23 protein-coding genes, 1 tRNA gene and 1 CRISPR repeat array are annotated in these 26264 nt (G+C 70.6%); of the genes, 11 read left to right on the top strand and 13 right to left on the bottom strand.

Going from position 1 to position 26264, the window contains the following annotated elements; all coding sequences use genetic code 11:
* The first annotated feature begins 25 nt into the window (after positions 1-25).
* From AC4GYY_RS10865 to AC4GYY_RS10825, 9 genes are all read left to right on the top strand, one after another.
* Positions 26-1087, top strand: coding sequence for a flagellar basal body P-ring protein FlgI (locus AC4GYY_RS10865; RefSeq protein WP_491120508.1), 1062 nt, complete (start codon positions 26-28; stop codon positions 1085-1087).
* Positions 1084-1410, top strand: coding sequence for a rod-binding protein (locus AC4GYY_RS10860; protein WP_491120506.1), 327 nt, complete (start codon positions 1084-1086; stop codon positions 1408-1410). Before AC4GYY_RS10865 ends, AC4GYY_RS10860 begins: the two co-directional genes overlap by 4 nt.
* A 3-nt stretch (positions 1411-1413) precedes the next feature.
* Positions 1414-2745, top strand: a complete 1332-nt coding sequence (gene flgK, locus AC4GYY_RS10855) for a flagellar hook-associated protein FlgK (protein WP_491120504.1) — start codon at positions 1414-1416, stop codon at positions 2743-2745.
* Positions 2745-3632 (top strand): flagellin N-terminal helical domain-containing protein, encoded by an 888-nt coding sequence (locus tag AC4GYY_RS10850; protein ID WP_491120502.1) that lies wholly within the window; start codon positions 2745-2747, stop codon positions 3630-3632. The genes flgK and AC4GYY_RS10850 overlap by 1 nt, the downstream gene beginning before the upstream one ends.
* Before the next feature lie 62 nt (positions 3633-3694).
* Positions 3695-4558 (top strand): flagellar motor stator protein MotA, encoded by an 864-nt coding sequence (motA, locus tag AC4GYY_RS10845; protein WP_491120501.1) that lies wholly within the window; start codon positions 3695-3697, stop codon positions 4556-4558.
* 58 nt (positions 4559-4616) lie between these two features.
* Positions 4617-5522 carry a flagellar motor protein MotB gene (locus AC4GYY_RS10840; RefSeq protein ID WP_491120499.1) on the top strand — a complete coding sequence of 302 codons (906 nt, stop codon included), beginning with the start codon at positions 4617-4619 and terminating at the stop codon, positions 5520-5522.
* Between the two features lie 150 nt (positions 5523-5672).
* Positions 5673-7211: a TolC family protein gene (locus AC4GYY_RS10835; RefSeq protein WP_491120498.1), complete on the top strand. Its 1539-nt coding sequence runs from the start codon at positions 5673-5675 to the stop codon at positions 7209-7211.
* Entirely contained in the window at positions 7208-8935 is a 1728-nt protein-coding gene (locus tag AC4GYY_RS10830) for a type I secretion system permease/ATPase (RefSeq protein ID WP_491120496.1), read from the top strand. Before AC4GYY_RS10835 ends, AC4GYY_RS10830 begins: the two co-directional genes overlap by 4 nt.
* Positions 8936-8939: 4 nt before the next feature.
* Positions 8940-10295: an HlyD family type I secretion periplasmic adaptor subunit gene (locus AC4GYY_RS10825; protein WP_491120494.1), complete on the top strand. Its 1356-nt coding sequence runs from the start codon at positions 8940-8942 to the stop codon at positions 10293-10295.
* Between the two features lie 83 nt (positions 10296-10378).
* On the opposite strand, the gene AC4GYY_RS10820 is transcribed toward AC4GYY_RS10825, so the two are convergent.
* The 5 genes from AC4GYY_RS10820 to AC4GYY_RS10800 all read right to left on the bottom strand — a co-directional run bounded on the left by AC4GYY_RS10820 (position 10379) and on the right by AC4GYY_RS10800 (position 17524).
* Complete coding sequence (locus AC4GYY_RS10820) at positions 10379-11344, bottom strand: DUF2891 domain-containing protein (protein WP_491120492.1); 966 nt, start codon at positions 11342-11344, stop codon at positions 10379-10381.
* The gene (locus AC4GYY_RS10815) at positions 11341-14898 is read right to left on the bottom strand and encodes a hydantoinase B/oxoprolinase family protein (protein WP_491120490.1); all 3558 of its coding nucleotides are present in this window, start codon (positions 14896-14898) and stop codon (positions 11341-11343) included. Before AC4GYY_RS10815 ends, AC4GYY_RS10820 begins: the two co-directional genes overlap by 4 nt.
* A gap of 210 nt (positions 14899-15108) precedes the next feature.
* Entirely contained in the window at positions 15109-15435 is a 327-nt protein-coding gene (locus tag AC4GYY_RS10810) for a hypothetical protein (RefSeq protein ID WP_491120488.1), read from the bottom strand.
* A gap of 114 nt (positions 15436-15549) precedes the next feature.
* A complete protein-coding gene (locus tag AC4GYY_RS10805) occupies positions 15550-15897 on the bottom strand; it encodes an energy transducer TonB (RefSeq protein WP_491120486.1) in 348 nt (115 codons plus the stop codon).
* A gap of 358 nt (positions 15898-16255) precedes the next feature.
* Entirely contained in the window at positions 16256-17524 is a 1269-nt protein-coding gene (locus AC4GYY_RS10800; protein WP_491120485.1) for an aspartate kinase, read from the bottom strand.
* 54 nt (positions 17525-17578) lie between these two features.
* Here AC4GYY_RS10800 and ubiG point away from each other — a divergent pair, with 54 nt between their 5' ends.
* Together ubiG and AC4GYY_RS10790 are read left to right on the top strand one after the other, a co-directional pair.
* Positions 17579-18313 (top strand): bifunctional 2-polyprenyl-6-hydroxyphenol methylase/3-demethylubiquinol 3-O-methyltransferase UbiG, encoded by a 735-nt coding sequence (gene ubiG / locus AC4GYY_RS10795; RefSeq protein ID WP_491120483.1) that lies wholly within the window; start codon positions 17579-17581, stop codon positions 18311-18313.
* A gap of 83 nt (positions 18314-18396) precedes the next feature.
* Positions 18397-18831 carry a MucR family transcriptional regulator gene (locus AC4GYY_RS10790; RefSeq protein ID WP_491120481.1) on the top strand — a complete coding sequence of 145 codons (435 nt, stop codon included), beginning with the start codon at positions 18397-18399 and terminating at the stop codon, positions 18829-18831.
* Positions 18832-18905: 74 nt separating this feature from the next.
* Positions 18906-19911: direct repeats of the CRISPR family, unit length 29 nt; unit sequence GGGCCTATCCCCGCGCATGCGGGGGAGCC.
* Positions 19912-19963: 52 nt separating this feature from the next.
* On the opposite strand, the gene cas2e is transcribed toward AC4GYY_RS10790, so the two are convergent.
* The 8 genes from cas2e to AC4GYY_RS10750 form a co-directional block, all read right to left on the bottom strand.
* Positions 19964-20299, bottom strand: coding sequence for a type I-E CRISPR-associated endoribonuclease Cas2e (gene cas2e / locus AC4GYY_RS10785; RefSeq protein WP_491120479.1), 336 nt, complete (start codon positions 20297-20299; stop codon positions 19964-19966).
* Positions 20299-21207, bottom strand: a complete 909-nt coding sequence (gene cas1e, locus AC4GYY_RS10780; protein ID WP_491120477.1) for a type I-E CRISPR-associated endonuclease Cas1e — start codon at positions 21205-21207, stop codon at positions 20299-20301. The genes cas2e and cas1e overlap by 1 nt, the downstream gene beginning before the upstream one ends.
* Positions 21208-22002, bottom strand: a complete 795-nt coding sequence (locus AC4GYY_RS10775; protein ID WP_491120475.1) for a type I-E CRISPR-associated protein Cas6/Cse3/CasE — start codon at positions 22000-22002, stop codon at positions 21208-21210.
* Complete coding sequence (gene cas5e, locus AC4GYY_RS10770; protein ID WP_491120473.1) at positions 21999-22769, bottom strand: type I-E CRISPR-associated protein Cas5/CasD; 771 nt, start codon at positions 22767-22769, stop codon at positions 21999-22001. Before cas5e ends, AC4GYY_RS10775 begins: the two co-directional genes overlap by 4 nt.
* Positions 22766-23983 (bottom strand): type I-E CRISPR-associated protein Cas7/Cse4/CasC, encoded by a 1218-nt coding sequence (gene cas7e / locus AC4GYY_RS10765; protein ID WP_491120472.1) that lies wholly within the window; start codon positions 23981-23983, stop codon positions 22766-22768. Before cas7e ends, cas5e begins: the two co-directional genes overlap by 4 nt.
* A 10-nt stretch (positions 23984-23993) precedes the next feature.
* Complete coding sequence (gene casB / locus AC4GYY_RS10760; protein WP_491120471.1) at positions 23994-24521, bottom strand: type I-E CRISPR-associated protein Cse2/CasB; 528 nt, start codon at positions 24519-24521, stop codon at positions 23994-23996.
* Positions 24518-26029, bottom strand: coding sequence for a hypothetical protein (locus AC4GYY_RS10755; protein ID WP_491120469.1), 1512 nt, complete (start codon positions 26027-26029; stop codon positions 24518-24520). The genes casB and AC4GYY_RS10755 overlap by 4 nt, the downstream gene beginning before the upstream one ends.
* A 137-nt stretch (positions 26030-26166) precedes the next feature.
* Positions 26167-26253 (bottom strand) — tRNA-Leu (locus AC4GYY_RS10750).
* Positions 26254-26264: the final 11 nt, after the last annotated feature.

Here is a 26264-nt window from a genome sequence, read left to right as displayed (position 1 = left end):
GTGGGGAATCGCCGTTCTTGCCGCCATGCTGCTCGCCGGGCCGGCCTACGCCGACCGGGTCAAGGACCTCGGCGCGTTTCAGGGCATCCGCTCGAACCAGCTGACCGGCTACGGCGTGGTCGTGGGTCTGCCGGGCACCGGCGACGACAACCTCGAATATACGATCCAGTCGATGAAGGCGGTCGCCTCGCGCTTCGGCCTCCAGCTGCCGTCGAGCGTCAACCCGGGGCTGAAGAACGCCGCCGTGGTGATGATCACCGCCGAGCTGCCGCCCTTCGCCAAGCCCGGCCAGCGCGTCGACATCACCGTCGCCTCGATGGGGAAGGCCAAGTCGCTGCGCGGCGGCTCGCTCGTCATGACGCCGCTGCTCGGCGCCGACGGCCAGATCTACGCGATGGCGCAGGGCAACCTCGCGGTCGGCGGCTTGGGCGCGGAGGGCAAGGACGGGTCGCAGATCGTCGTCAACGTCCCTTCGACCGGCCGCATCCCCGAAGGCGCGACGGTCGAGCGCGCGGTCGCGACCGGGTTCGAGACCACGCCGGGCCTGACCTTCAACCTCCAGCGCGCGGACTTCACCACCGCGCAGAGCGTCGCCGCCGCGATCAACCAGCGGCTCGGCTTCGGCACCGCGATCGCGACCGACGGCGCCTCGGTCCAGATCCGCGCGCCGCAGGGGGCGGACGTGCGGGCGGCGCTGATGTCGACGATCGAGAACCTCGACGTGACCAGCGCCGAGCCCCCCGCCAAGGTGATCGTCAACGCGCGCACCGGCACCGTCGTCATCAACTCCGCGGTCCGCGTCGGCCCGGCGGCGGTGACCCACGGCAAGCTCACCGTCCGCATCGACGAGAGCCAGCGCATCAGCCAGCCGCAGCCGTTCAGCCAGGGCCAGACCGCGGTCGAGCAGAAGAGCGGCGTCGCGGTCGAGGAGGAGCACAAGCCGATGTTCCTGATCAATCCCGGCCCCAAGCTCGCCGACATCGTCAAGGCGGTGAATGCGATCGGCGCGTCGCCGGCCGATCTGGTGGCGATCCTGGAAGCGCTCAAGGAAGCCGGCGCGCTGCGCGCCGAGCTGATCGTGCTGTGAGCGATCTGCCGCAGATCAGCGGCGCGACCGGGCTCGATACCGGGCTCGCGCGGACCGCGACGGCCGCCAACCTCAAGAAGGCGGGCCAGCAGTTCGAGACCGCGTTCACCGGGATGATGCTCAAGTCGATGCGGCAGGCCAAGCTTGCCGATCCGCTGTTCGACTCGAAGGCGCTCGACACCTTCCGCGACATGCAGGACCAGAAGCTTGTCCAGCAGATGGCCGAGCACACCCCGATCGGGATCGGCAAGGCGATGACCGATTTCCTGTCGCGCGGCCTCCAATCCACACCCGATGTTAACCAGGGCGGCCCCACCGGCTAGTCGATGAGCGACCTCCTCTCCATCGGCGCCTCGGGCGTGCGCGCGTATCAGATCGCGCTGACGACGGTGTCGGAGAACATCGCGAACGCCGGCAACCTCGGCTTCACGCGCCGCGCGGCCGGGATCGCCGAGCTGATCGTGCCGGGCTCGAGCTACGCGACCGGCATGGGCGCGATGGTCACCGGCGTCTGGCGCGCGGGCGACGCGCAACGCAGCGCTGCGGTCCGGACCGCATCGAGCGACCTCGCGCGGACCCAGGTCGGCGCGACGTGGCTCCAGGGCGTCCAGTCGGGGCTGACCGGCAACGATCTGCTCGCGCGGATCACCGGCTTCTTCAATTCCGCGCAGGCGCTCGCCGCCGATCCGACGTCGACCGCGGCGCGCGCGGTGATGCTCGAAAGCGCGTCTTCGGCCGCGGCGTCGTTCAAGGCGTCGGGCGAGGCGCTGGCGACCGCGACCGGCGACCTCGATGCGACCGCCACGTCGGCGACCACGACGCTCAACGCGCTCGGCGCCTCGCTCGCCAAGATCAACGACGCGCTCGGTTCGACCCAGCCCGGGACCGCCGCCGCCGCGGGGCTCGCCGACCAGCGCGATGCCGTGCTCGAACAGATGAGCGCGCTGTCGGATCTCGACACACAGTTCGACGCGGCGGGCCGCGCGACCGTCAAGCTCGGCGGCGCGGGCGGGCCGACCTTCGTCTCGGGCGCGACGGCGGGCACGATCGGCTATGCGCGCAATGCCGACGGCGCGGTCTCGTTCGCGGTCCACCGGGCGGGGGAGACCGCCTTCGTCTCGCTCAACGGTGGCGCGCTCGCCGGCGTCGCCGACGGGGCCGTCAAGCTGGCCGACGCGACCAAATCACTGAACGCGCTCGCGACCGATTTCGCGAACAAGGTCAACGCGGTCCAGGCGCAGGGCGAAGATGCGAACGGCCAGCCGGGCCAGCCGATCTTCACGATCGGCACGCCGCCGACCAGCCTGACCGTAGCGATGACCGATCCGAACGGCATCGCCGCCGCCTCCCCGGGCGAGGGCAGCCGCGGCAACGGCAACCTTGCCGCGCTGGCGTCGCTGCGTCAGAGCGGGGGCTTCGAGACGCGGCTGACCGGGCTCGTCGCCGCCAACGCCGCGGCGATCCAGAGCCGCGCCACCGTCGCCAGCGCGCAGGGCACGATCCGCGACAATGCCGTCGCCGCGCGCGATGCGGTGTCGGGGGTCAATCTCGACAATGAGGCGGTCGATCTGATGCGGTTCCAGCAGGCGTATCAGGCGTCGAGCCGCGTGATCCAGGTCGCGCGCGAGACCTTCCAGTCGATCCTGGAGATCCAGTGATGGACTACGGCTTCTCCACCAGCCTCTTCTACGGGCGCTCCAACTCGCAGATGTCGTCGCTGACGTCGTCGGCGAACCGGCTGTACGAAGAACTGTCGACCAACAAGCGCATCCTTTCGCCCTCCGACGACAGCGCCGCCTGGGCGAAGCTCCAGGGGCTGGTGCAGGCCAAGGCGAACGCCGGGGTCGACAGCGCCAACGTCACGCTCGCGCAGGGGCTGCTCGGCCAGGCCGACTCGACGCTCAGCGCGATCCGCGATCAGTTGCAGAGCGCGTCCGACCTCGCGGTCCAGGCGGGCGACGGCACGCTCAGCGCCGACGCGAAGACGGCGATCGCCGGCCAGCTCCAGGGCATCCTCGACTCGATCGTCTCGCTCGCCAACACCAAGGACGCGCGCGGTCAGCCGATGTTCGGCGGCGCGGACGACGGCGCGGCGGTGACGCTCGCCGACGGCAAGCTGACCTTCGCGCAAGGCACCGCAGGGGCGATCCCGATCGGCGACGGCCAGACCGTCCACACGACGCTCAACGCCAGCGGCTTCCTGAATTCCGACGCGGGCGACGTCGCCAGCGTGCTCACCGGCATGATCGATGCGCTCAACAGCGGCGACGCGCTGCCCGAAGGGTCGGCCGACGCGCTCAAGTCGATCACCGACCAGACCACCGCCGCCCAGTCCTCGCTCGGCGCGCGCGCGGCGCGGGTCGATCTCGTCGCCGCGCAGCAGACGAATGCGGCGGTCGACCGCGAGGCGGCGCGCTCCAGCCTCGAGGACGTCGACGTGAGCCAGGCGATCACCGATCTCCAGAAGACAATGACCGTCCTCCAGGCGACGCAGGCGAGCTTCGCCAAGCTCTCGAACCTGTCGCTGTTCGACTACCTGCGCTGAGGCGCGGTTAACGACTCGGTTACCCGACAGGGTTAATCCGAAAGGCGCAACTGGGGAAAAGCATGTTCGCCGCCATCGGCCTCGTCGTCCTGCTCGTGATGGTGTTCGGGGGCTTCGCCATCACCGGCGGCGCGCTCGGCCCGGTGATGGAGGCGATCCCGCACGAGATGCTCATCATCGGCGGCGCCGCCGCGGGCGCGCTCATCATCGGCAATTCCGGCAAGGAGTTGAAGGCGATGGGCGGCGGCCTGATGAAGGTGTTTAAGGGGCCCAAGTACAAGAAGCAGGACTATCTCGACGTCATCTTTCTCGTCTCCAAGCTGATGAAGATGCTGCGGATGGAAGGGCCGATCGCGCTCGAGCCGCATGTCGAGGATCCCAAATCCTCCGCCGTCTTCGCCGAATATCCGCGCCTCCTCGCCGACCAGACCCTCGTCAACCTGATCGCCGACACGTTGCGCCTCGTCGTCGTCTCGTCGGGCACGCTCGACGTCCACGCGGTGGAGGAGGTGATGGACAACACCATCAAGACCCACCATCACGAGGTCGAGGGCCCGCACACGACGCTGACCTCGCTCGCGGATGCGCTGCCCGCGCTCGGCATCGTCGCCGCGGTGCTGGGCGTGGTCAAGACGATGGGCTCGATCGACAAGCCGCCGACGATCCTGGGCGGGATGATCGGCTCGGCGCTGGTCGGCACCTTCATGGGGGTGCTGCTCGCCTACGGCATGGTCGCCCCGCTCGCCTCGCGACTGAAGCAGGTGATCGACGCCGACGGCGCGATCTACCACGTGGTCAAGCAGATCATCATCGCCTCGCTCCACGGCCACCCGCAGCCCCTCGTGATCGAGGCGGCACGCTCGGGGATCGCGCACAAGAACCAGCCCGGCTTCGCCGAGGTGTTCGACGGACTCCGGGGCAAATGATGGTTGATCGGCTCACGCCGACGGGCTGGTGCCGCCCCGCGCCGAGAGGCGCCGCATAATGGCGGCCAGAGCGCCCCACGGCTCGAACCAGCCGCCCAGGATCATCTACAAGAAGATCTACATCGAAGGGCACGGCGGCCATCACGGCGGCGCGTGGAAGGTGGCGTACGCCGATTTCGTCACCGCGATGATGGCGTTCTTCCTGCTCCTGTGGCTCCTGGGCGCGACGACGGAGAAGCAGCGCAAGGGCATCGCCGACTATTTCGCCCCGACCCTGCTCGACACCCGCACGCAAGGGATCGGCGGCAACGGCCCGATGGGGGGCGAGTCGATCACGAGCACCAACAAGCTCGGGCCGAAGGCGTCGTCGTCGATCATCCAGTCGATCGCGATGCCGACCGACGGGACCGGCGGCGAGAAGGCGGGATCGGGCGACAAGGGCTCGCTACGGAGCGCCAGCGCGATCGCCGCCGAGGACAAGAAGACGTTCGAGGCGATGCGCCGCAGGGTGACGGCCGAGATCGCCGGCTCGAAGGAATTGCGCAAGCTCGCCAGCCACATCCGCTTCGTCATGACGAGCGAGGGGCTGCGGATCGACCTGGTCGACAATGCCGATTATTCGATGTTCGCGCTCGGGACCACGGCGCTCGAACCCGAGGCGTCCGACCTGATCGGGCTCGTCGCGCGATCGGTCGGCGAGACCCGCAACCCGGTGATGATCCGCGGCCACACCGACAGCGTACCCTACGGCGATCCGCGTGCGATGAACAACTGGATGCTCTCGTCGGGGCGCGCCGAGGCGACCCGGCGGCGGCTGGCGCTGGGCGGTATCCCCGAGCCGCGCTTCAGCCGGATCGAGGGCGTCGCCGACCGCGAGCCGCTGGTTACCGACGACCCCGCCGATCCGCGCAACCGCCGGGTCGCGATCACGCTCCTGTACCGCCAAGCCCGCTTCGGGCAGTAGCTGCGACCAATTCGCCACACCGTGAGACGAAGCGGCATTCGCGCCGCTTGGCGCGGCCGGTAAAGGACTGTAGTGGCGCTGGCTTCTCCCGGGGGGGATTGGGTGGGGTTGGTGATTCCGTCGAACGGACGAGCGCGGATCGGCGCTGCGTTGAGGCTATCGGCAGGCACGACGCTGATCGGTGTCGCCGTCGCCGGCGCGGCGCAGCAGATGCCCGTGGGCTCGCCGCTTTCGTCGGCCCAGGCGCCGCGGCAGGCGCCGAGGCCCGTCGCGCCCAAGCCCGCCGCTCCGTCCGCGGCGTCTCCCGCCACCGCCAACGCCGCCGGTCTGCTGCCGAGCCACAGCGGCGATCCCATGGCGATCAAGGCCCAGGACGATCCGCTGCTGCGGCTGGCGCAGGAGACCTCGCCGCTTCCGCTGTTCCGCCAGATCATCGCCGAGACGATCGCGCGCGACCCGCAGGGCGCCGAGGCCGAGGCGTCGCGCGACGAAGCGGGCGCGGCCGTTGCCGAGGCCAAGGCCGCCTATGTTCCCAGCATCGATCTGTCGGTCAGCAGCTACCGCGTGATCAGCCGCAACTTCGGGAACAGCCCGGAGAACGTGATCGAGGCAGCCCGTCCGAACCGGCGGACCGACCAGCTGATCACGATCGACCAGCTCCTGCTCGACGGCGGCGCGGCGAATGCGCGGATCGGGGCGGCGCGCGCACGGCTGAAGAGCGCCGACCTCGACGTCGAAAGCTCCGCCGATCGCACCGCGCTCGAGACCGTCTCCGCCTGGTACGACGTCTTCACCTACCATTCGCTGGTCGACATCGCGGTCGCCTTCGCCGCCAGCCAGCGCGAGCTGCGCGAGATGGTCGGCGAACGGATCAAGCGCGGGGTCTCGGCGCCCGCCGACATCGCGCGAGTCGACAGCTACATCGCTTCCGCGGACACGCGGCTGGCGCGGTTCCGTCGGCAGGCGCAGCAGGCCGATGCCCGGTTCGAGGCGCTGACCGGCCGCGCCCCGCCCGCAGGCCTCGCCCGTGCGCCGTTCGGAGGCGTGCCGCAGAGCCGCGATCTCGCCGCGATGCGCGCGATCGAGACCCCGGCGGTCCGCTCGGCCCGCGCCGCCGCCGACGCCTCGCGCCGCGACGCGCGCGCCGCGCACGCCGACATGGCCCCCAGCCTGTCGATCGGCATGGATGCCGGACGCTACGGGATCTACGAAACGCCGCGCGACTATGACGTGCGTGCGCGCCTCACGATCCGCCAACGGCTGTTCGGCGGCATCCCCGAGCGCGCGAAGCAGGCCGATGCGCGCGCGCGCTCGACCACGGCACGAGCCGACCGCGTCTCGAGCGACGCGCAGCGCGACGCCGAGATCGCCTGGACCGACGTCCAGGCGCTTCAGGACCAGCTGACCGCGACCGAGGCGACCTATCTCGCCAGCCGCCGCTCGCGCGACGCGATCGCCGAGCGCTTCCGCGTCTCGACCGGCGAGCTGTTCGACGTGATCTCGGCCGAGGACAATTATTTCGAGACCGCGGCGTCGTACCTGCAGGCGGTCACCGAACTCGACGCGGCGCGCTACGTCCTGCTGTCGCGGACCAACACCCTGCTCTCCACCCTCGGCCTGTCGGGGGCGACCGCCGCGCCCGACACGATCAAGAACGCCGACAAGCCCGTGATAGGACCCCAGGAATGAGCGACCACACGCTCGTCGCCGATCCCAAGCCGCGGTTCGCGCCGTGGCTGTTCGAGCCGATGGCGGCCAACAAGTCGACCTACATGAAGGTCGCGATGGCCGCGGTGCTGATCAACCTGTTCGCGCTGGTCACCTCGCTGTTCTCGATGGTGATCTACGACCGGGTCGTCCCGAACAACGCAATGGCGTCGCTGACCGCGCTGTCGATCGGCTTCGCGGTCGTCGTGATCTTCGACTTCGTGCTGAAGACGCTGCGCGCCTATTTCGTCGACATCGCCGGGGCCGACATCGACCACAAGATCGGCGAGCAGGTGTTCGCGAAGATCCTGTCGATGCGGCTCGAGCTCAAGCGCGGGTCGACCGGGGCGCTCGCCGGGCTGATGCGCGAGCTGGAGGCGCTGCGCGACTTCTTCGCCTCGGCGACCGTCTCGACGCTCGTCGACCTGCCGTTCCTGCTGCTGACCGTGCTCGTCATCTGGGCGATCGGCGGCAAGGTGGTGATCGTGCTGTTCGTGATCATCCCGCTGGTGCTGCTCGCGGGCTGGGCGACCAATCCCGCGCTCGAACGGCTGTCGGCGCGCTCGATGCGTGAAGGTCTGTCGAAGCAGTCGGTGCTCGTGGAGGCGATCGGCGGGCTGGAGACGGTCAAGGCGTCGGGCGCGGGCGACCTGCTCACCGCGCGCTGGCTCGACGCGGTGCGTCAGCAGTCGGACTCGTCGCTTCGCCAGCGCATGGTGTCGTCGCTGGCGATCAACGTCGCCGGCTCGGCGTCGACCATCAGTTATGCGGCGATGGTGATCGTGGGCGTCAATCTGATCGCCGCGCGGGAGCTGACCACCGGCGGGCTGATCGCCTGCTCGCTGCTCTCGGGTCGCGCGATCGCGCCGCTCGCGCAGATTTCGCAGCTGTTGACCCGGCTGTCGGCGACCCGCACCGCCTACAAGCAGATCAACGCGATGATGATCCAGCCGAGCGAGGGCCCGGTCGGCGAGGCGCTAGAGATCGGCACGCTCAAGGGACGGATCGAGTTCCGCAACGTCAGCTTCCGCTATCCGGGGGCAAGCGAGAATGCGCTGAACGGCATCTCGTTCGTGATCGAGCCCGGCGAGCGGATCGGGCTGCTCGGGCGGGTCGGCTCGGGCAAGTCGACCATCACGCGACTGATCCTGGGCCTCTATCCGCCGGGCGACGGGCTGGTGCTGATCGACGGCAACGAGATCCGCCAGCTCGATCCGGCCGCGCTCCGTCGTCGGGTCGGCACCGCGATGCAGGACAGCGTCCTGATCTCCGGCAGCGTCCGTGACAACATCACGCTCGGCCGCAGGACCGTCGACGATGCGGAGATGCTGCGCGCCGCCGAGCTCAGCGGCACTCATCAGTTCATGGGGCAGATCGCCAACGGCTACGACCTCCGCCTCGCCGACCGCGGCGAGGGGCTGTCGGGCGGGCAGCGCCAGTCGATCGCGATCGCCCGCGCGCTCGCCGGCAAGCCGCAGCTTCTCGTGTTCGACGAACCATCCTCGGCGATGGACACCCAGACCGAAAGCGCGCTGATCGAACGCCTCAGCCGCGAGATCCAGGGCCGCACCTTCGTGCTCGTCACCCACCGCCCGTCGCTGCTTGCGCTGGTGCAGCGGGTGATGGTGCTCGACGGCGGTCGGATCATGGCCGACGGCCCGCGCGACGCCGTGCTGCAGCAGCTGACCCGACCCAAGGTGGCCTGATCCGATGACCGACACCCAAGCCTCCGTCCTCGACCCGATCGGGTTGAAGGAACCCGAACACGGGCTCGAGTCGCTCACCGACCACATCAAGCCGCGGCAGGCGTCGACGATCCTGCTCTACGTGATCGTCAGCTTCTTCGTCGCCTTCATCATCTGGGCGAACTGGGCGCGGATCGACCGGACGGTCCGCGGCACCGGCAAGGTGATCGCCAGCTCCTCGCTCCAGACCGTCTCGAACCTCGAGGGCGGGGTGGTGAAGAAGATCCTGGTCCGCACCGGCCAGGTCGTGCGCCAGGGAGAGGTGCTCGTCCTCCTCGACCCGACCGCGTCGGGCTCGGAGCTGGGTTCGGGCGAGGCGCAGACCGGCGCCCTCCAGGCGAAGATCGCCCGGCTCCGCGCCGAGGTCCTGGGGCGCGAGCCGGTCTATCCCGCCGCCACCAACCCAGCCATCGCCCAGCAGATCGAGATCGAGCGTTCGCTCCACGCCGCCCGGATGCAGGAACTGGCGGCGATCACCGGCGCGAACGCGGCGCGCAGCGTTCAGGCGCAGCGCGCGGTGGCCGAGGCGCAGTCGAGCTACGCCGCCAAGACCAGCGCCGCGCAGCAGCGGACGAGCGATCTCGAATCGATCCGTCCGCTCGCGGCCAAGGGCATCGAATCGCAGATGACGCTCCACCAGGCGGAGAGCGCGGCGATCGTCGCCCAGAACGAGGCGGCGGGCGCCGCCGAGACGATCGCCCGCGCCCGCGCCGGCGTGGCGGAGGCGCAAGCGGGCATCGCCCAGGCTCGGCAGGACTGGCGCGCCAAGGCCGCCGACGAACTCGCCCAGGCGCAGGCGGAGCTCGCGGCCCGGTCGAGCGCGCTGCCGGCGTTGCAGATCCGGCTGGCCCGGACCACCGTCCGCGCGCCGATGACCGGCCGGATCAACCGCGTGCTGGTGACCACCGTCGGCGCCGCGGTCTCGCCGGGCGCGCCGATCGTCGAGATCTCGCCGTCGCGCGACACGTTGCTGGTCGAGGGCCACATCCGCACGCAGGATATCGCCCGCGTCCGCATCGGCCAGCGCGCGCGCGTCAACATCACCGCGTATGACAGCTCGGTCTATGGTTCGATGTTCGGCAAGGTCGAATCGATGTCGCCCGACGCGGTGACCGACGAGCGGGCGGGGCCGCAGCAGGAACCGTATTACATCGTCCGCGTCCGCACCAACGAGAAGGGATTGCGCGATCCGAACGGCAAGCTGCTCCCGATCGGCCCGGGCATGACCGCCGAGGTCAACCTGCTCGGCGATCCGCGCACCGTGATGCAGTACATCCTGACCCCGATCACCCGCCTCAAGGAGACCGCGTTCAGCGAGTGAGGCTCGCTCCCGCGAGGGCGGGAGCCCAGAGTGTCCAGCGATCCGGCTGGTGGCCCTGGCTCCCCGCCCTCGCGGGGACACGCCTACTCCAGCGCGAGCAGCGCGAAGGTGGCGAGCCAGTGTTCGCCCATATAATCGTCGGCGAGGTGCGGCAGCGCCGCGGCGACGTGGCGGTCGGCGATTGCGCGAGCGCGCTCCGGATCGGGGGTCGCGGCCGCGATCGTCCGCCACGCCCAGGCGCGCGACAGGTTGAGCCCGTCGAGATGCGCGAGCCGACCGTCGCTGCGATCGGTGACGACCGCCGGCTTGCCGAGGCAACCGACCGCGAACGGATCGGGGAGGAAGCGCGCCAGCCACGCGCCGAACGCCGTCCCGAGCACCGCGCGCATCAGCACCGCTTCGCACAGGGTCGCCGAGAGGAAGTCCTCGCCCGAGGGCTCCAGCGGCCGTACGTCGTCGTCGTCGCCGAACCAGCCGCGCGCTCGCGCTGCGATCAGCGCCGCCAGCGCCGGATCGAACGCGCGCGCCCAGTCGAGCGCATGAACCAGCGCGAAGGCGGTGTTGTCGTGCTTGCCGCTGCGCACCGGGTAGGGGAGCTTGGGCAGATAATCGGCGAAGCGCCGCGCGATCTCGCGCGCCAGCGGTTCGAACGCGGCCGCCCACGGCTCGGGCCGGAGCGCAAGCTCAGCGTGAAGCGCGAGCAGCCAGCCCCAGCCATACGGCCGCTCGAAGCTTGCCGTGTAGGGCCGCGCCAGCGTCGCCAGTTCTCCGGCGACCGTCTCCGCCGTGAACGTCGCGTCCGCCCGCATCGCCACCTCCGCCGCGAATGGCGCATCGGGGAACAGCCGCGCGAGGCGCGCGACCTGCCACCAGCCGTGGACGCAGCTGTGCCAGTCGAAGCTGCCGTGAAAGATCGGATGGAGCGCCGACGGTCGGGCGAGGTCACCTGGGCCGGTGAGAACCTGATCGAGCTTGTACGGCCATTCGCGCCCGAGGTGCCCGAGCGTCAGCGTGGCGAAGCGCGTCGCGAGATCGGCGTCCAGCCTCACGCTCGCCCGAACCCGCCGCCGCCCGGCGTCTCGATCACGAACACGTCGCCCGCACGAAGCTCCGCGCGTCCGGTCGAGCCCAGCGGTTCGCGGCCGCCGTCCGCCCGCTCGACCCACGCCGCGCCGACCTCGCCCGGCATCCCGCCGCCGGCGCCGAACGGCGGCACCCGCCTGCGGTTCGCGAGGATGTTCGCCGTCATGTCCGCCAGGAACCGCACCCGCCGCGTCGCGCCGGCGCCGCCGCGATGCGCGCCTATCCCCCCGGAGCCGCGGCGAATGCCGAACTCCTCGAGCAGCACCGGGAAGCGGGTCTCCAGCACCTCGGGATCGGTCAGCCGGCTGTTGGTCATGTGCGTCTGGATCGCATCCTCGCCGTCGAACCCCGCGCCCGCGCCCGCGCCGCCCGCGATCGTCTCGTAATACTGACGGGAGGCATCGCCGAACGTGAAGTTGTTCATCGTCCCCTGGCTCGCCGCGACCACGCCGAGCGCGCCGAACAGCGCGTCGGTGACGACCTGGCTGGTCTCGACGTTCCCCGCCACCACGGCCGCCGGATACCGCGGGGCCAGCATCGAGCCCTCGGGTACGACGATCGTCACCGGCCGCAGGCAGCCGTCGTTGAGCGGGGCGTCGCCGCCGATCAGCGTCCGCACGACGTAGAGCACCGCCGCGCGCACGATCGCGGTCGGCGCGTTGAAGTTGTTCGGGCGCTGTCCGCTCGTGCCCGTGAAGTCGACCCTCAGCGCGTCGCCCGCGACCCGCAGCGTCACGCGCACCACCGCGCCGTCGTCCATCTCGTACGCGAACGCGCCGTCCGAAAGCGTCGCGATCCGCCGCCGCACCGCCTGGGCGGCATGGTGCTGGACATGTTCCATGTAGGCGGAGACGACCTCCGCCCCATAGTCGCTCGCGATCCGCCGCAATCCCGTCGCGCCGCGCGCGCAGGCGGCAAGTTGGGCCGACAGGTCGGCGATGTTCTGGTCGATGTCGCGCGCCGGGTGCGGGCCCGAAGCGAACACCGTCCGCAACTCCGCCTCTAGGAAGCGCCCCTGGTCGACCACCAGCACGTCGTCGAGCAGCACCCCTTCCTCCTCAACCGAGCGGCTGTCGGCGGGCATCGACCCTGGCGTCGTTCCCCCGACATCGGCATGATGTCCCCGCGCGGCGACGAACCAGGCCGGGGCAGGGTCGTCTTCGTTCGCGAAGACCGGGACGATCACGGTGACGTCGGGCAGGTGCGTCCCGCCGCGATAGGGGTTGTTCAGCGCATAGGCGTCGCCCGCGCGGATGCCCCGCGCGCTCCCGCCGCGAGACGCCAGCACCGCGCGGATGCTGTCGCCCATCGAGCCGAGATGGACCGGGATGTGCGGCGCGTTCGCGACCAAGCTCCCGCCCGCATCGAACACCGCGCACGAGAAGTCGAGCCGCTCGCGGATGTTGACCGACATCGCCGACCGCTGGAGCGCCGCCCCCATCTCCTCGGCGACGCCCATGAACAGCCCGGCGAAGATCGCGAGCCGCGTGGGGTCTGGTGCCCCGACGTCGCTTGGCACGACCGGGAGAGGAAGGGCGTCGCGATCCTCCGTTCGTCCCGAGCGAAGTCGAGGAACCTCGCGCTCCAGGATCAGGTTCCCCAAGCGATCGACCGTCGCCTGCCAGCCGGCCTCCACCACCGTCGTCGACACAGGATCGACGATCAGCGCCGGCCCCGCGACCTCATGCCCCGCGGGCAGTCCGTCCCGTGCGTGAACGACCGCGTCGCGCCACTCGCCCGCCATGTACACCGGCACCGTCGCCAGCGGAGCCGCGGCCACCTCCGGCAGCACCGGCCCGACATCCTCGACCCCCGACCGCGCGATCGCCTCGACCGACACCCGGTCAACCACCAGCGGCGCGTCGGCGCGGTAGCCGAACTGCGCGCGGTGCTCGCGATCGAACGCCGCCGTCATCGCCGCCACGGAGTCCGGAGCCACCGCGATCGTATGCTCGGTCGCGCCGCGGCGCAGCTCCAGCCGCACCGCCAGGTGATCCGCCGCCACGCCCTGTTCCGCCAGCGCCGCCCGCGCCGCCTCGCTCAGCCGCGCCACTGCGGCGTCGATCGCCCGGTGGTCTCCGATCGCGACGCCGCACGTCTCCTCGCGCAGCACCCGCCGGTCGGCCAGCCCCATCCCGTAGGCGGAGAGCACGCCGGCGAGCGGATGGATCATCACCCGCGCCATCCCCAGCGCGTCGGCGACCAGGCAAGCATGCTGCCCGCCCGCACCGCCGAAGCAGGCGAGCGTGTACTTCGCCACGTCATGCCCGCGCGCGACCGAGATCGTCCGGATCGCATTCGCCATGTTCGCCACCGCCACCGCGACGAACCCTTCCGCGGCCTCGTGCGGATCGAGCGCCAGCTCGGTGAACCGCGCCCGCACCGCTTCGGCATCGAGCGGCTCGTCCCCATTCGGTCCGAACAGCGCCGGGAACAGCTCGGGCCGGAGCTTCCCCAGCAGCACGTTGCAATCGGTGACGGTCAGCGGACCGCCGCGGCGGTAGCAGGCCGGGCCGGGCGTCGCCCCCGCGCTCTCCGGCCCGACCAGGAGCGCACCGCCCTCGTGGCGGCAGATCGATCCGCCCCCCGCCGCGACCGTGTGGATCCGCAGCATCGGCGCGCGCAGCCGCACCCCCGCGACCCGCGTCTCGCTGTCGCGCTCGAACGCGCCGGAATGGTGCGACACGTCGGTCGAGGTGCCGCCCATGTCGAAGCCGATGACCCGGTCGAACCCCGCCGCCCGCGCGGTCGCCGCCATCCCGACGATCCCGCCCGCAGGCCCCGACAGCACCGCATCCTTGCCGCGGAACGCGCCGCCCGAGACCAGCCCGCCCGACGACTGCATGAACAGCGCCTCGCCGAGGTCGCCGGTGACGCTCCCGACATAGCGCCGCACCACCGGCGACAGATAGGCGTCCACCAGTGTCGTATCGCCGCGCCCGATCAGCTTGATCAGCGGCGCGACCTCATGGCTGACCGACACCTGCGCGAAGCCGACCTCACGCGCGATGTCCGCCAGCGCCGCCTCGTGCGCGGGGAAGCGATACCCATGCATCAGCACGATCGCGACGGCCCTCAGTCCGGCGTCATATGCCGCCACGAACCCCGCTCGCGCCCCCTCGCGATCGAGCGCGGTCAGCACCGCCCCGTCCGCCTGGACCCGCTCGTCAATCTCCACCACGCGCGCGAACAGGGGAGGGGGGCGACGCAGGTCGAGCGCGAACAGATCGGCGCGCTCCTGATACCCGATCGTCAGCGCGTCGCCAAAGCCGCGGGTGATCGCGAGCAGTGTCGGTTCGCCCTTGCGTTCGAGCAGCGCGTTGGTCGCGACGGTGGTCCCGATCCGCACTTCTAGGTCGGCCGGGATCGTCCCCGCGATCCGCCGCACCGCTTCGACCGCGGCGTCGGTATAAGCGGGGTCCTCGGACAGCAGCTTGGCGGTGTGGACCGCGCCATCGGGCGCACGCGCCACGACATCGGTGAAGGTGCCGCCGCGATCGATCCAGAACCGCCAGGTCATGGCGCGCGGCTTAGTGGGGGTGTGCCAAGAGGGAAAGCGGCCGGACGGAAAGCGCCCGATAGAGGACCCACTGCCGCCGCGCTAACGAGCGCGGCAAGGGTGAGAGATGAGCGATCCGACATGATATGCGAAGTGGCGGCGCGACCACCCACACTCAGTTATCTGTGACCATCGATGATGAGCTCAAACGCAATCATTCGGGCGCCCAGGTCACCGGGCTTGCGACACCACCTCCATGATGATGGTGAGCAGGCGGGGCTCAGCCGTCACGGCGGGTGTAAACTTGGTGTCTGGGTCCACTTGCCCGATGGCGCAGAGATTCAACGGGCGACCCTCAAATTCTGTAACGACGTCGCTTGTGCAGCCGCCCATGGCGCCGCTCGGCGTGATAGTGACGGTCGATCTCGCCAGCACTCTCTTGATCGCGCCTGCGGGAACAGGATCTGCGACCGGCGCGCCGGTCGATGCTTGCTTGATCATGCGCATCTCCACCCAGGACAGCCCGCTCAGCGGGCGCATGACCAGATGGCCGAGCATGCGAGGATCACCAAACAAAGTGCAGCCGCCGAATTCGGCAGCGGCTTCTGCGGGAACGGCCGTGCAGGATACGACCCTGCCCGCAGAATCAAGCTCGCTCCGCACGCGAATGACTTAGCTAGCGACAGCCTCTGGCTCGTTGTCGATCGCCCAGGCGATTCGGGCCTCGAAATCTCCACGGACCGGCTCTCCGAACGGTCCGCGTGCCGGTTTGAAGCGCGCGCGAGTTAACATCAGGTCGCAAGTGACGTTGTCCAACTCTGTCGAGCCGGACGATTGCGACACCACACACCCATCGGGTTTGCCGGTGGTATCCACGCGCAACCGAAAGCCGACGCGGCCGGTGACACCTTGTCGAATTGCCCCCGGCGGGTAATCGGAGGCCCCGACGAGCGAACCGATCGGAGAGACCGGCTCCGGTGCGGAAGATGCCACCGCGGCGGCAGCAAATAGAACGAGCATGATCAGGTGCGTCCGAGCGATTTATCTTGTGAGAACACCTACATGGCGGATGGGCGCGCCGCCATTGGAACATCCGCAAATCGCGAGCTATCGTCCGATGGGCTGACAAGATGGGAGACGCCGACGCACCTCCGTCGAACTGCATCCAGCGATGTTGAAAGAGCCGTGATGGAATCGTTCCGTGCGGTCCATCGCCCGGGCTTGCGCCTGTGGGAGCTGCCGCCTCGTCGTCAGATGCGGCGAACGCTCACCGAAGGTCCTGGACTCCGCGTGTTCGCGGAACCTCCTCGACACCCACCGCTCGCAAACTCTCCGCAACCGGATCGGCGCCTCCATCCGTCTCCCGCGCCGCGCCGCGCTACGCCACCTCGTCCGCATCCAGCCCGTAAGCGGTGTGCAGCACCCGCACCGCAAGTTCGGTCTCGTCCTCGTGGATCAGCACGCTGACCTTGATCTCGCTGGTCGAGATCGCCTGGATGTTGATCCCGCGCGCGCCGAGCGTGGTGAACATGGTCGAGGCGACGCCGGCGTGGCTCTTCATCCCCACGCCGACGACCGAGACCTTGGCGACGCGGGTGTCGTGGACCAGTTCCGCAAAGCCGATCGCCTCGCGCGCCTGGTTGAGCGCCTCGATCGAGCGCGCGAGGTCGGCGGCGGGGACGGTGAAGGTCACATCGGTCGCCGACGCGCTCGCGCTGCGATGCGCGATGTTCTGGATGATCATGTCGACGTTGATGTTGGCGTTCGCCAGCGGCTCGAAGATCGCCGCGACCGATCCGGGCTTGTCCGGCACCGCGGTCAGCGTGATTTTCGCTTCGTTCTTGTCGTGCGCGATGCCGGTGATGAGCTGGCGTTCCACGTCGTCTACCTCCTCTTCGCCGACGATCATCGTGCCGGGCAATGCATCCGCCATTGGCGCGTCCGGTCCCGTGAACGAGGACAGCACCTGGACGCGGACCTTCTCCTTCATCGCGAGGCCCACCGAGCGGGTCTGGAGCACCTTCGCCCCCACGCTCGCGAGCTCGAGCATCTCCTCGTACGTCACCTTGGCGAGTTTCCTCGCGCGCGGGACGATCCGCGGATCGGTCGTATAGACGCCGTCGACATCGGTGTAGATGTCGCAGCGATCGGCCTTCATCGCCGCCGCCACCGCGACCGCCGAGGTGTCCGAGCCACCGCGCCCCAGCGTCGTCACCCGCCCGCCGACTGCGACGCCCTGGAACCCGGGGATCACCGCGACCTCGCCTGCGGCGAGGCTCTCGTCGAGCGTGTCGGTCTCGATCGTGGCGATCCGCGCCGAGGCGTGGGCGGAGGAGGTGTTGACCGGCAGCTGCCAGCCGAGCCAGCTGCGCGCCGGTACCCCGATCGCCTGGAGCGCGATCGCGAGCAGCCCGCTCGTCACCTGCTCGCCCGCCGAGACCACCACGTCATATTCGCGCGGATCGTAGAGCGGCGACGCCTCGCGGCAGAAGCCGACCAGCCGGTCGGTCTCCCCCGCCATCGCCGAGACGACCACCGCGACCTGGTTGCCGGCGTCGACTTCGCGCTTGACCCGCGTCGCGACGCTCCTGATCCGCTCGATCCCGGCCATCGACGTGCCGCCGAATTTCATGACGATGCGGGCCACGTCTCGACTTGCCTCACGCTTTGGGGAACGGGTGTGCGCTGATAGGAGCGGCGCATGGACCACGCAACCGTAACGACCGATACCACCATCTCCGCCGAGGAGGCGCGGCGCTTCGGCGCGATGGCCGCCGACTGGTGGGATCCGAAGGGCTCGTCGGCGATGCTCCACCGGCTCAATCCGGTGCGGCTGCGCTACATCCGCGAACGGGTCGACGCGCATTGGGGCGGTGATCCGGCCGGCTTCGCGCCGCTCGCCGGCAAGCGCTCGCTCGACGTCGGCTGCGGCGCCGGGCTGCTGGCCGAGCCGCTCGCCCGGATGGGGGCGGACGTGACGGGGGTCGACGCGGCGGCGGAGACTATCGCGGTTGCACGCGCCCATGCCGAGGCGGCCGGGCTCGCGATCGACTATCGTCACGGCGGGGTCGAAGCGATCGAGGGCGCGTTCGACGTCGTCAGCTGCCTGGAGGTGATCGAGCACGTCGCCGACCGCGAGACGTTCGTGCGCGGGCTCGCCGCGCGGCTGGCGCCGGGCGGGCTGCTGGTCCTGTCGACCCCCAACCGGACGGCGCTGTCGCGTCTCGCGCTGATCACGGTCGCCGAGGGCACCGGCCGGATCCCGCGCGGCACCCACGATTGGTCGCGGTTTCTGACGCCGGCCGACCTGGCGTCGCTGCTGGTCGGCGCGGGCCTCCGGATCGTCGACACCCGCGGCCTGACGCTCGGCGCCGGCGGCTTCGCGCTGGGGGACAGTATCGCGCTCGACTATTTCACGACCGCAGTGCCGGGTTAAGGACGATTGTTACGAAACGGCCATTGTCTTCGAACGGTAACTATCCTCTACTGGCCAGGCTCGTCATCGAGGGGGATCACGCCATGTCAGAACAGAACAGTCTTGCCCGCGCGACCGACATCACGCTTGCCTGGCTGGCCAGCCCCCACACCCGCGCGGACGCCGATCAGGCCGGGGCGTTGCTCGCCAGCGTCTATGCCGCGGTCGAGCAACTCGACCATCCGGAGCCGGTCGCGCCTGCCGTCCCCGAGCGGCCCGAACACAAGCCTGCCGTGGGTGCGAAGGCGTCGCTCAAGATCGTCGGCCGGATCATCTCGATGATCGACGGCAAACCCTATGCCTCGCTGATCCGCCATCTGAAGGCGCACGGGCTGACCCCGGACGAGTATCGCGCCCGGTACGGCCTGCCCCAATCCTATCCGATGGTCGCGCCCGCCTATTCGGAAACGCGCAGCAAGATCGCGCGGACGCTGGGCTTCGGCCGCGGCGAGAGACGCACCCGCGCGGCCGACGCCTGAGCGGTCTCGGCCGGGCCTGTTATCGCGGGTGCGGGGAGCCCCGTGCTATCGTAGAGGTCGATCGTGCCGTCGAGGGACCTATCCCCGCGCATGCGGGGGAGCCGACGCCAAGGCGTTCTTCGCTGACAAGATCAAGGGCCTATCCCCGCGCATGCGGGGGAGCCAAGTGGACACGCCTGTCCTTTGATCAGAAGAAGGGCCTATCCCCGCGCATGCGGGGGAGCCCGCCGAGAAGGGCACGCGAACCGACATCTTCCGGGCCTATCCCCGCGCATGCGGGGGAGCCAGGTCCGCCTCCGGGCTCTCGACCTCACAAGTGGGCCTATCCCCGCGCATGCGGGGGAGCCCGGCGCTGCCGGGCGATTACCAGCAGTATATCGGGCCTATCCCCGCGCATGCGGGGGAGCCTTCGGCGGGGTGCCGGGCGCCGACGGGACGTGAGGCCTATCCCCGCGCATGCGGGGGAGCCTGTTCACGCCCGGAGGCAGCTTGGTCCCGGTGGGGCCTATCCCCGCGCATGCGGGGGAGCCGTCTGGTCGGGATCGACCACGATGGGCTGGGTGGGCCTATCCCCGCGCATGCGGGGGAGCCTGCCCGAGCAGTTTCTGCGCCAGCTTGAGGTTGGGCCTATCCCCGCGCATGCGGGGGAGCCTCGGCGATCACGGTCGACGTCGGCGTGTCGGAGGGCCTATCCCCGCGCATGCGGGGGAGCCATCGACCAGATGCTCGACGCTTACATCGAGGAGGGCCTATCCCCGCGCATGCGGGGGAGCCCTCCACGAGCACCTGACCCTTGCGGTTGATCTGCGGCCTATCCCCGCGCATGCGGGGGAGCCCCGCCCTCACGTTCGACGCGGCGATCGAGCAGGGGCCTATCCCCGCGCATGCGGGGGAGCCTTTCGTGTTCGCGGGGTCGAGGCGTTCATAGGGGGCCTATCCCCGCGCATGCGGGGGAGCCGGATAAGGGCCGAAAGGTCCTTAGGCTTGCGCGGGCCTATCCCCGCGCATGCGGGGGAGCCCCCAAGTATTCGGGGTTGCCGTGCCGCACCTTGGGCCTATCCCCGCGCATGCGGGGGAGCCTCTGCCCTACAACGGCTTGGTTCCGTTCGACAATGTTAAAGAGCAGCCGGACTCACCCCGGTCGCGGCGGGCCGGTCGGCGCCGCCGACGCCACCAGCCCCCGCCGCACCAGCAGCACGGCGTCGTGGGACACGACCTCCTTCGGCGGCTCGCCTAGGGTCGCCAGCCCGAGCCCGCCCGAGGCGCCCGGCTGGGCCCAGCACATCACGATGCTGCCGCGCCGCAGCCGCGCGTACCATTCGGCGACGACCGCCCACACCCGCTCGCGCACGCCCGCGCTCATCCGCGGCTGCGCGTACACGCCGGGCGCCAGCTCGAGCATCGCCGAGCCCAGGAACCCGCGGTAGCGATCCTCCACGTCGCGGGTGATCACGACGGTCAGCGGCATCAGCCTTCCTCCGCCCCGCCCTTGGCGTCCGCCTCGCCCGTGAGCGCCGCGCCGGGCGCGAGCAGCGTTTTGATCCGGTCGATCATGCCCGGAATGACCTCACGCTGGCGGAACAGCAGCGCCGCGCGCTTCCTCACCAGCCGCTCGATCGGCGCCGCGCCGCGGGCGCGCGCCTCCTTGACCGCGCCGAACGCGATGTCGAGCAGCACGTCGTGGCGGTAGAGATCGGCGACGTCGAGGCAGAAGCTCTGCCCGCTCTCCTCGTGGACGAAGCCGAGCTGCGGGATCGCGCCGGTCGCCGCCACCGCGACGCAGGCGGCGGCGGTCATCGCCGCGCCCGCATGATTGATCGCCTGATTGGCGAGGTCGCCCAGCTCCGGGTTCTCGCGGTCGTAGCGGCGACCGGCCCAGGGGATGCCGTGGCGCTCGGCGGCGAGCACATAAGCCCGCTTGATCCGCGCGCCCTCCTGCCCGCGCAGCACGGTGATGTCGCGCGTGCGCACGATCTCGCCGAAGCGCATCGCGTACATCGCGCGCGCGGTCTCCATGCGGAGCTTGGGATCGGCCCAGCGCGTCACCTGCGCGCGGGCGAGCGCGGAGGCGTCGGGCAGAAGCGGCGGCGCGGTGTAGAAGCGGACCGCGCCCTCGCCGATCGCCGCCAGCCCGCAGCCGTGCCGCGCGAGCAGCCGCAGCGCGTCGTGGGTCACGCTCGATCCCGGGCCGAGCAGCACGATCGAGATCGCCTGATGCGGGATCTGGTAATCGCCCGCCGCGAGATCGCCGCCGGCGGTGACGAAGCGCAGGCAGCCGTTCTCGACCTCCAGCCGCCCGCGATCGAGCCACACCAGCCCCTGCCGGTCCGCATGCGGGATGCGCGCGCGTTCGAGCCCGAGGCGGCCCGAGAGCACCTACCCGCGCCGCGGCGGCGAGAGCAGCAGCATGCCGTAGCCGAACGCCGCATGCCGCCCGACCCCGCGCGCGAGCAATGCGGCGAAGGCGGCGGGGTCGCGGACGGTGAGCGTGCCCGCCATCAGCGCCTCGGGGCCCTCGACCTGCGGGCGGCCGGTCGCCGGCGCACCGCCGCTGGGCGAAGCGTGGCGCGCGCGGCGGCTGCGGACGCGGCGGAACTGGCGCAGCTCGACGCCTTCGAGGGTCGCGGCGGCGGCGAACTGGCGCTCCAGCCAGTCGACATAGACCGGCTCGCGACCGAGCGTCGGCGCGCCCTCTTGGAGCGGCCCGGCGCGTTCGCAGGCGGCGAGATAGGCGTCCATCTCCTGCGCAGGCTTGGCGCGACCCGTGTGGAAGGCGTCGTCGCGACCGGCTCGCGCCGCGCGGACCCGCCCACCGAAGCGGACGACGGGCCGCACCCGCACGTCGAAGCCGAAGCGCGCGCCGTCGCGCCAGGTCTCGGGCATCGCGCGCAGCTGCGGCTCACCGAAGGCGGCGTCGAGGGCCGGATCGGCGGCGGGGAGCGCGGCCATGTCGGCGAGCGCGGGCTCATCCTTGGCATAGCCGAGCAAGTGAGGGGCGGTCGGTCCGTCGTCGGCGAACAGCCGGAACGGCTGCGGCCCGGCCTCGCCGAAGCGGCGGCGGAGCGCGAGATGGAGCGCGTAGCCGCCGTCGTCGTCGCTCGCGCGGTTGGCGACCGCGAAGGCGGCGAGCGCGCGCAGGTTCACCGGCAGGCGGACGAGGTGGAGCGTCACGCCGCGGCCTCCGCGGGCGCCGGCCAGCGCAGCCGGCCCTCCATCACGCGCCGCAGCCCGGCGTGGACGCCGGCGGGCCAGCGGCGCTCGTCGGTCAGTTCCTCCTCCTGCGGATCGATCGGCGATCCGTCGGACTGCCGGGCGAGCAGTTCGCCATCGACCGGCTCACGCAGCGGCCATTGCGCGCGCACGTCCTCGTCGTGTGCGGGAGCGTCGCGCATCACGTGGAGCGCGGTCGCGAGCGCCGCCGGGACGCCCTCCGCCTCGACGATGCCAAGCAGCAGCGGCCGCGACGGAAGGAACGGCTTGCGGCCGACGAAGAGCGGGCGCTCGGGCCGGTCGAGCGCGGCGGCGACGTCGTCGAGCGTCGGCGCGTCGTCCGCCGGTTCGAGCCGCAGCGCCACGAGCACGCGCGCGTCCGCGTCCATGTCGCGGTAGCGGATGTGGGGGGACTCGTAGGTCGCCGCCCCGCCGGCGCGCCCCTCGAAGCGTCCGCGCGTCGTCCAGCCGCGGTCTCCCGCGCCGAGCTTCGCCGTCTGAAAGTCGCGCATCCGCCGGCCTTCCCCCGCGCGCACGCTCCCCATCACCAGCCGCTCCTGCAATCGTGCGTGCGCGTCCGCCTCGTATCGCTCCCAGCCGAGCGCGTTGGCGATCAGCCCCGCGACCATCGACTTGGCCGGGAAGTCGCGAACGACGCCGTAAGCGTCGACCATGTCGCCGCCGAAGCTCATCAGCGGCGCGTCGAGATCGAGGAGCAGGTGCCTCACGCCGCCGCAGCCTCGTCGGGCGCCTCGACCGAAGCGCTCCGGACGATGCCGCCGGCCCAGCCGGCGAGCGCGCGCAGCGAGCCGCCGTCGATGCCGGCCAGCGCCAGGTCGGGCAGGGCCATATGGCGGCGCGCTTCGCGCGTCTCATAGACCGCGTCCATGTCCGCCAGATGCTTGCGGAGCGCCGCCGCCGTGCGGTGGCCGAGACTGCGGTTCGAGTCGCGATCGGTCAGCGGCATCGCGTCGCGGAAGGCGTTGGCGAGCGTGCGCGGCTGGCGGTCGCCCGCCTCGACCAGCACCAGCTCGGCGCGGCTGTACGGCGCGGTCGACCCCTTCTTCGCGCCCGGCGAGACCTCGGCGACGAGATGGATCAGGTTCTCGACCACCCGCGCTGCCAGGTCGCGGTCGTGCTCGCCCGTCCAGTCCTTGCGGTCGCAGCCGGTCAGGTTCGAGACGAGCAGCGGCAGGTCGACGACGACGTAGCCGTAATAGAGCCCCGAGGTCAGCTCGGTGTCGAACACGCCGGCCGCCCCGGCGTCGTCGCCCTGCGCGCGGTCGCGCAGGTCGTCGACGACGGTGAAGTAATCGAGCTCGGGCTGCTCCTCATGGACGGTGAAGGCGTGGGCGACATGGATCGCGGCGTCGGTGTTGGCGCGGGTGTCGCTCGTCACCATTCGCCCGAACAGCGCGGCTTCCAGGCTTGCCGAGAGCGCGGTCTGCTCGCGCAGCTGGTTGAGGTTGGCGCGGCCCTCCTTGATCCACGCGGTAGCGGCGGTTTCGACGCCTTTAGCGTCGGGGTTCTCCGACAGCAGCCGCTCGGCACTCTCGCGCATCCACGCGATCTCCGGCCGCCCGAACAGCAAAGCCTGGCGGCTGTCGGACGACTTGGCGTTCTTGCCGTAGAAATGGGTGAGAAACACGCCCTCGACCGCGTCGACCGCCTTGCCGTCGTATCGCTGTCGCAATGGTCCGGTCACCGCGCGCTCGATCGTGATCTTGGAGCGGACGCCCTCGACGCCCTGTTCCTTGGCGAGCCTATGCAGCGCCCGGTCGTCGTCGGCGACGCGCCAATGCCGCTTGAGACACTGCGACGAGATCCGCGTCCGCGTCGCCGAGCCGAACGGCAGCCGCTTGGCCAGCCCGGCGTCGTCGCGGTTGAGCAGTGCCCCCGGCCAGGCGGCGAGGAAGTGGATTTGCAGAAACTTCGGCGTCATGGTTTCCCCCTCAGGCCCGCGCGGCGGCGGCGTAATAGTCTCGGGCAATCTGGATGCGGGCTTCCTCGGCCTTGTCGGGATCGCGTCCGACGAGGTTGAGCAACGTCCACAGGTTCACCGGCGCTTCGCCCGCCTGCGCCAGCATCCGTGCCGCGCGCACGACCTGTCCGTGCAGCGCCGGCCCACGCGCGGCGGTCAGCCGCAAGAGCCGGTTCTCCGAATAGCCCGAGGCGTGCAGCGCGGAGCCGAGGCGGCGCGCCGGCGCGTGCGGCTGAGCCGCCGCCGTCCCCGCGAGCAGCGCGGCGACATGCGCGATCAGCCGCCACGGTGCGAACACGTCCTCGCGCTCGGAAACGGTCACGCCGGCGCGGGTCAGCAGACCGACGACGATCCCGTCCGCCTCGTAGGAGCGCGTGAGATAGATGCGGCGCAGCGCCGCGCGGTCGCCGGTCGACAATTTGGTGATCTGCCCCGCGATCGAGGCGACCGGGTCCTTTGCGCGCTCCTCCACGGGAACGTCGGGTGCGATCTCGGTCATGCGAGCTCTCCCAGCCACTTGGTCATCTGACCATCCAGATACGATTTAGCGCGCGCGATCGCGCGGATACGGCGCATCTCGGTCCGCGGCGCGGCCTCCGCCGCTTCGTCGAACACCTCGGTCGCGAGCACGCGCAGCCGCTCGCGCCAGCGGCGGCGATGGTCGCCGTCGCGCTCGGCGGCCTCGGCCCAGAAACCACCATCAAAGAAGACACGATCTACTCGCGCGTCGAACAGCACCGTCCATTCTTCCGCTCGAGCTATGGACGCTTTGTCGTTCAAACGGACAGCAAGTCGTTTGTTGGCGCCCGGTTCTGATGGAGCGCCTTGGAGTAGCGCATACAAGGCGTACCGTAGCTTATCTGAAGCTTGTCCCGCCTCACCGGAGCGGACCTGCGCGACATCGCCGATCCGGTCGAGCACGTCGACCTCTCCCGTCTCCTCGATCTCCTCAACCCGGGTCGTCCGCACGATGCGGCGGTGCAGCCCCTCGGTCTTGCCCTGCCCCCGCACCAGCGCCGCGGCGACGATCGCCAGCCCTTGTCGATCGTCCTCCGGCGCGAGCCGCGCCAGCAGCGGCTCGCTGACCTTCTGGCGATCGAGCAGGTTCGCCATCTGCCGGTAGCCGAACCCCGCGCCGGTCGGCGTATGGCTCGACGAGCCATCGGCCTTGACCGGCAACCACGGGTCGTCGGTCTTGCCCTTCAACTCCGCCGCCGCGATCCGCGCGCACCTCGATCCGGCCGCGACTCCGTCGATCGTGTCGCCGCTGCGCCGCAGCCGGACTCGACGGCAGACCTCGACGTAGAGTTCGTCGAGCGTTTGGAAGTCGAGCGAGGCCGCCCCGTCCCAAGGCGCGGTCCAAACCAGGGCGAGACCGTTGCGCCGATCCCGCCGGCCGCGCGCATGAGCGACCACCCGCTCCACGTCGCGCCGGAACCCCGCCGCCGCGCCGCCTCCCGCGGGCCGGATGCCCAGGCTCATGCGGCTGGCGAACCCGCCGTTCATCCGGCTGATCCCATAATTTCCCGCGCCGAGAAAACCCTCGTACGTCTGGAGTGTCACCAGCGCGAACAGCCAGTCCTCGTCGCCTGCCGCCGCCATCCGCTCGGGCTTCAGGTCGTGCGCCTTGGCGGTGACCAACATGTCCAACGCATCGGGGGTGTAGAGGACGCTCTTATAGTCGAGCCGGTTCGTCGCAGCGACGACCGGCGGCTGCAGCAGCGCCGGCTTGGACCAGTCGTCCACCACCAGCTCCCACGCCTCGGCAACGCCGTCCGACAGCGCCAGCAGCAGCTCGCGCCAGCTCGCCTCGTCTTCCGGCAGCGCGTCGCGCCCGCTGCGGATCAGCGCCATCGCCGCGACCTGGACGGTGAAGGCGTGCCACGGCTCGCGCTGATGCGGGCGCAGCGCCGGAAAGCTCCACGCCTCGCCCCGCGCCAGCGCCGCGAACGCGCCGAACAGCGGGCCTTCGTGCAGCGCGTCCGCCTCGTCCCGCCAGTGGATCATCCGCCCCTCCCGCCGGAACAAAAAGGGCACGTTGGCAGTCGTCGAGTCAAGCGGAACTTGCCGCCAGAACGGATGCAACCAGCCCGTGAGACGAGGTCACGCCGAGAAATCGGAACGTCGCGCCACGCGACGGAAAATGGTGCCCAGAAGAGGACTCGAACCTCCACGGCCTTGCGACCGCCAGCACCTGAAGCTGGTGCGTCTACCAATTCCGCCATCTGGGCACGGGGTAGGG

This window comes from Sphingomonas sp. SP6, assembly GCF_058313435.1.
This window is presented reverse-complemented; position numbering and strand designations above follow the sequence as displayed.

Bases quoted from the DNA above. Each gene is read 5' to 3' on its own strand.
- AC4GYY_RS10810 (WP_491120488.1), bottom strand. From the start codon at position 15,435: ATGCTCGGCCATCTGGTCATGCGCCCGCTGAGCGGGCTGTCCTGGGTG.
- AC4GYY_RS10755 (WP_491120469.1), bottom strand. From the start codon at position 26,029: ATGATCCACTGGCGGGACGAGGCGGACGCGCTGCACGAAGGCCCGCTG.
- flgK (WP_491120504.1), top strand. From the start codon at position 1,414: ATGAGCGACCTCCTCTCCATCGGCGCCTCGGGCGTGCGCGCGTATCAG.
- casB (WP_491120471.1), bottom strand. From the start codon at position 24,521: ATGACCGAGATCGCACCCGACGTTCCCGTGGAGGAGCGCGCAAAGGAC.
- AC4GYY_RS10815 (WP_491120490.1), bottom strand. From the start codon at position 14,898: ATGACCTGGCGGTTCTGGATCGATCGCGGCGGCACCTTCACCGATGTC.
- motA (WP_491120501.1), top strand. From the start codon at position 3,695: ATGTTCGCCGCCATCGGCCTCGTCGTCCTGCTCGTGATGGTGTTCGGG.
- AC4GYY_RS10790 (WP_491120481.1), top strand. From the start codon at position 18,397: ATGTCAGAACAGAACAGTCTTGCCCGCGCGACCGACATCACGCTTGCC.
- AC4GYY_RS10830 (WP_491120496.1), top strand. From the start codon at position 7,208: ATGAGCGACCACACGCTCGTCGCCGATCCCAAGCCGCGGTTCGCGCCG.
- AC4GYY_RS10865 (WP_491120508.1), top strand. From the start codon at position 26: ATGCTGCTCGCCGGGCCGGCCTACGCCGACCGGGTCAAGGACCTCGGC.
- AC4GYY_RS10825 (WP_491120494.1), top strand. From the start codon at position 8,940: ATGACCGACACCCAAGCCTCCGTCCTCGACCCGATCGGGTTGAAGGAA.
- AC4GYY_RS10805 (WP_491120486.1), bottom strand. From the start codon at position 15,897: ATGCTCGTTCTATTTGCTGCCGCCGCGGTGGCATCTTCCGCACCGGAG.
- cas7e (WP_491120472.1), bottom strand. From the start codon at position 23,983: ATGACGCCGAAGTTTCTGCAAATCCACTTCCTCGCCGCCTGGCCGGGG.
- AC4GYY_RS10850 (WP_491120502.1), top strand. From the start codon at position 2,745: ATGGACTACGGCTTCTCCACCAGCCTCTTCTACGGGCGCTCCAACTCG.
- cas2e (WP_491120479.1), bottom strand. From the start codon at position 20,299: ATGCCGCTGACCGTCGTGATCACCCGCGACGTGGAGGATCGCTACCGC.
- AC4GYY_RS10840 (WP_491120499.1), top strand. From the start codon at position 4,617: ATGGCGGCCAGAGCGCCCCACGGCTCGAACCAGCCGCCCAGGATCATC.
- ubiG (WP_491120483.1), top strand. From the start codon at position 17,579: ATGGACCACGCAACCGTAACGACCGATACCACCATCTCCGCCGAGGAG.